This window comes from Kocuria subflava, assembly GCF_012163155.1.
GTDB classification, from domain to species: domain Bacteria; phylum Actinomycetota; class Actinomycetes; order Actinomycetales; family Micrococcaceae; genus Kocuria; species Kocuria subflava.
In genome coordinates, this window is sequence record NZ_JAAVUN010000055.1 from 1 (window position 1) to 4,184 (window position 4,184).

The following is a 4,184-nucleotide window of genomic DNA, read 5'->3' on the forward strand; positions in this document are numbered from 1 at the left end:
CCATCCTGGAGGCCTCGACCCCTACCCGACCCCCGTGACACGCACCCCGCTTGGGCCCTTACCCACACTCATTTGGGAAGGGCCGCTTTTGGTACGGGGCGATCTCGTCAATGTATCCAGACATCGTTCATTGGAACTTGGTGTTGGAGTTCGACGGCAGTCAACCCATGATGCTCATTGGGCCACCTGTACCGACCGCTGCGGTGGCAGCCGTAGCCGCAACTCACGGTCCGGAAGCACTCTTTCAGCACCCTGCCTTGCGCCCCTTGACCAACAACTGAGGGGTAGCTGCTGAACCGCTCAGTCGCCATCCCATGCAGCCAACTGATCGTCAGGCAGATCGTCGAAGAAGCTGGCCGGCATCACGAAGGAACTGAAGCCCAGCTCACGTCGATCGGACTCGGCAGGTACCAGGCGCGCGATGGTCCGCGAGCCCCTGGCGATCAAGACGGACTCTCAACGTTCAACTTCGGCCAGGAGCTCACATAGGCGCGCTTCCGCCTCGTGAATGTGAACCCTCTTCATGAGCCCACCCTATAGGCCGCCCCGCCATCAGCCCCCGTACGTGCTCAGATACCTCTGGATCCGTTCGGAGTCGGAGGCAAAGAAGTCCTCCGGGGCGCCGTCGAAACCAATGCCGCCGTCGGCAAGGAAGATCACGCGCTGCGCCACGGTGCGGGCGAACTCGATGTTGTGGGTGACCACCACCAGGGAGCGGCCTTCCTGGGCAAGGTCCACCATCACGCGGGTGACCTCAGCAGCCAGTTCGGGGTCCAGGGCGGAAGTGGGTTCGTCGAACAGCAGGAAGTCCGGTTCAACGGCCAACGCGCGGGCGATGGCCACACGTTGCTGCTGCCCACCGGAGAGGTTGTCCGGGTACTCCTCCAGGCGGTCGCCCATGCCCACGCGGTCCAGGTAGGACTGTGCGCGGGTACGGGCCTCATCCTTGGAGATCTTGCCGTTGAGGACCGGCGGCAGGCTGACGTTGCCCAGCACGGTCTGGTTTGGGAATAGGTTGTAGCCCTGGAACACCATGGCCGAGTGCTGGCGAACGGAGCGGATCTGTGCATCGGTGAGCCGCTGGCCAAACGTCACGGAGTCACCGTTGACCGTCAGGGCACCGGTCTCCGGAACCTCCAGCAGGTTCATGAACCGCAGCAGCGTGGACTTGCCGGAACCGGAAGGGCCCAAGATCACGGTGGTCTGACCGTCCGGGAGGTTCAGGGACACGTTGTTCAGAACAGTGTTGTCCCCGTAAGCCTTGGAAACGTTCTTCAACTCAAGCATTGGTGCTCCTGACGTAACGGTTGGAGACCTTCTCCAGGCGGGACTGGAGCACGGACAAGATGGTGAACAGCAGCAGGTAAATGGCGGCCACCTCCATGTAGAGGGCCAGCGGCTGGAAGGTGGTGGCAGCAATCTGGCGGCCCACCTGGAACACGTCAGCCAGGGTGATCACCATGACCAAGGATGTGCCCTTGACCAGGTCAATCAGGTCATTGCCCAGCGGCGGCAGCGCAATGCGCAGAGCCTGCGGGGCAATCACGTGGCGCAGCATCTGCCAGCCGGTGTAGTTCAAGGTCTTGGCGGCCTCAATCTGCCCCCGCGGAATGGACTGCACGGAAGCACGCAACGTTTCCGCGGCATAGGCGCCGGTGTTCAACGTGAACGCAATGATGGCCGAGGTCCACGCGGACAACGTGATCCCAATGGCGGGCAGCCCGTAAAAAATGATGAACAACTGCACCAGGATGGGCGTGCCGCGGAACAGCCACACGTAAAAGCGGGAGATCCACTGCAGCGGTTTGACCCGCCCCATTCGCATGGTGGTGGCCAACACAGCCACCACCAACGCCAGGATGAAAGCAATGATGCTCAACGGGATGGTCACCGTGATGGTGGCCAGCAGCAGTTGGGGCAGTGACTCCGCCCAGAGTGAGAAAAGTTCAGTCATGATTCCGGGGTGAGGTCAAGAGAAACGTACTTCTGGTAAATGCGCGCCAGATCGCCGTTGTCCATGTGGGTGCGGAGGGATTCGTCAATGGCGGCCTTAAGGCTGTCCTGCCCCTTGGCCATCAGGATTGCGGATTCAGCGGGGTCCCCAAGGGTGCCGTTCAGCAGGCGGATGTCAACGTCAGGGCGCTGTTGGAAGAACGCTTCAAAGGTCACGTAGTCATTGCCGGTCATGTCCACACGGTCAAAGGAGACCAGCATGATGGCCTCGTCAAAGCCCGTCACGGGAACAAGATTGGCTCCTGCCTTGGCCATTTCCTGGCCAAAGTTGGAGGTTTCCGTCTGTGCTGCCGAGTGGTCCGGGATTTCATCCACGGACTGCAACGGGGAATCACCGGAGACCCCCACTTTGCCCTCACTGATGGCATAGGGGATGGAGAAGTCAAAGACCTCCCGGCGGGCGTCCGTGGGTGCAATGTTGTTGATCACAATGTCATATCTGCCCACGTCAACGCCTGCAATCAGCGAATCCCACTGGGTTTCCACATACACCGGCTTAACTCCTAGATCGGCTGCCACCAGGTCCGCGATTTCCTTTTCGAATCCCACCAGTTCACCGGTGGAATCGTGGTAACCGTACGGCTGGAATGTCCCCTCCATGCCAATCCGGATTTCCCCGGCCGCACGGATCTTCTCCAGTTCATCACCCTGAACCGCTGACGACGACGTCGATCCGTCCCCACCCGAGCACGCTGCCAACACCAGGGACAATCCACCCAATCCCAAGCCACCCAGCGCTGCACGCCGAGTCACGGGGGAGTTCAGGCGCGCCCGAGCGGCGGAAGGACGGTCAGGCTGCATCGATCGCATGAGTCAGATCCTCAATCAGGTCTTCAGTTTCCTCGATGCCCACGGCCACGCGAAGCAGGTTCTCCGGAATCTGGGCCAGGGCGCGGTCCTCATCCGAGTAGGCACCGTGAGTCATGTGTGCCGGCAAGCAGATCAGGGACTCGATGCCGCCCAGGCTCACCGCAAAGCCGAACACTTTCAGTTCGGCCAGGAAGGCTCGAACGTCCTTGTCCTGGGTCAGCTCAAACGCGAACACGGCACCGTTGCCGGTGGCCTGCTCGGACTGGATCCGAGCTTCCTGGTCACTGAAGGAACCCGGCTCCACCACACGCGCCACGGACGGGTGCTCACGCAGGGCCGCCACGATCTTCCGGGTGTTCTCCTGCTGGCGGTCCAGGCGCAGACCCAAAGTTTTGACGTTCTGCAGCAGCCGGTAGGAATCAATGGGGGAGAGTACTCCGCCCAGAATGACCTGCGACTGCGCCACGGTGGCGGCAAGGTCGTCGTCGTTGGTGGCCACCACGCCGGCCAACAGGTCCCCGTGGCCGCCCAGGTACTTAGTGGCGGACTGCACGGTCAGATCGGCCCCCAACTCCAGGGGTCGCTGCAGGTACGGGGTCAGGAAGGTGTTGTCCACCACCACCAGGGCGCCGTGGGAGTGCGCCAGATCGGCGATGCGGCGGATCTCCGCCACCCGCAGCGTGGGGTTGGTGGGGGTCTCCAGGAACACCATCTTGACGGCGTCCGTGAAGTGCTCATCCGTGAGTTGGTTCAGATCCGGAACAAAAGTGGTGGTCACCCCGCGCTTGGGCAGCTCAATGCTGGCCCAGCGGTAGTTACCGCCGTACACCGGCAGGCCCATGATGACCTCATCACCGGAGGCCAGCAGGCCCAGAACGGAGGCCGTGGCAGCCATGCCGGTGGAGAAAGCGAACGCGTGCTCGGCGCCCTCCAGGGCAGCCAGCGTGGTCTCCGCGTCCGTGCGCGTGGGGTTGGAGCCGCGCTGGTACTCGAACTCACCCTCGCCGCCCTCGGTGGGCTGCAGGAAGGTGGATGCGGTGTGGATCGGTGGCACGACGGCGTCCAGATGGTTGCCGTGCAGCGCATGAATCACGCGGGTGTTGAAGCCGGGCACTGTTGCTCCTGATTGGTGGTGGGGACCTGATTCTTGTCCCTACAACCAACCCGGGCCACATGAATAGTCCGTTGGTCAGCAGACTGTGGCGCGGCACATAGGTTTTGTGACGCCCGGTTTCAGTTGGCTGGGAGCCGGTGGCTCGTGAAGGTGTATCGCCCCGGGTCTGGTGGAGTCTCTGAATCCACGGGAGGATGAGGAGCATGGCAGCACCGAGGAAGTACCCCGACGAGCTTCGGGAGAGAGC

The 4,184-nt window shown here is 62.2% G+C and carries 4 protein-coding genes; all 4 read right to left on the reverse strand.

What is annotated here, in order from left to right; all coding sequences use genetic code 11:
- Positions 1-552: 552 nt before the first annotated feature.
- From GTW58_RS12770 to GTW58_RS12785, 4 genes are read right to left on the reverse strand one after another with little or no spacing between them, the layout of a single operon-like run.
- Positions 553-1,287, reverse strand: a complete 735-nt coding sequence (locus GTW58_RS12770; RefSeq protein WP_119933804.1) for an amino acid ABC transporter ATP-binding protein — start codon at positions 1,285-1,287, stop codon at positions 553-555.
- Positions 1,280-1,954, reverse strand: coding sequence for an amino acid ABC transporter permease (locus GTW58_RS12775; protein WP_047690330.1), 675 nt, complete (start codon positions 1,952-1,954; stop codon positions 1,280-1,282). Before GTW58_RS12775 ends, GTW58_RS12770 begins: the two co-directional genes overlap by 8 nt.
- Positions 1,951-2,823: a transporter substrate-binding domain-containing protein gene (locus GTW58_RS12780; RefSeq protein ID WP_232818140.1), complete on the reverse strand. Its 873-nt coding sequence runs from the start codon at positions 2,821-2,823 to the stop codon at positions 1,951-1,953. The genes GTW58_RS12775 and GTW58_RS12780 overlap by 4 nt, the downstream gene beginning before the upstream one ends.
- Positions 2,804-3,937, reverse strand: coding sequence for a trans-sulfuration enzyme family protein (locus tag GTW58_RS12785; RefSeq protein WP_119933806.1), 1,134 nt, complete (start codon positions 3,935-3,937; stop codon positions 2,804-2,806). Before GTW58_RS12785 ends, GTW58_RS12780 begins: the two co-directional genes overlap by 20 nt.
- Between the last annotated feature and the right edge of the window lie 247 nt (positions 3,938-4,184).

Coding starts and splice junctions, on each gene's coding strand:
- GTW58_RS12770 (WP_119933804.1), bottom strand. CDS start 1,287: ATGCTTGAGTTGAAGAACGTTTCCAAGGCTTACGGGGACAACACTGTT.
- GTW58_RS12775 (WP_047690330.1), bottom strand. CDS start 1,954: ATGACTGAACTTTTCTCACTCTGGGCGGAGTCACTGCCCCAACTGCTG.
- GTW58_RS12780 (WP_232818140.1), bottom strand. CDS start 2,823: ATGCGATCGATGCAGCCTGACCGTCCTTCCGCCGCTCGGGCGCGCCTG.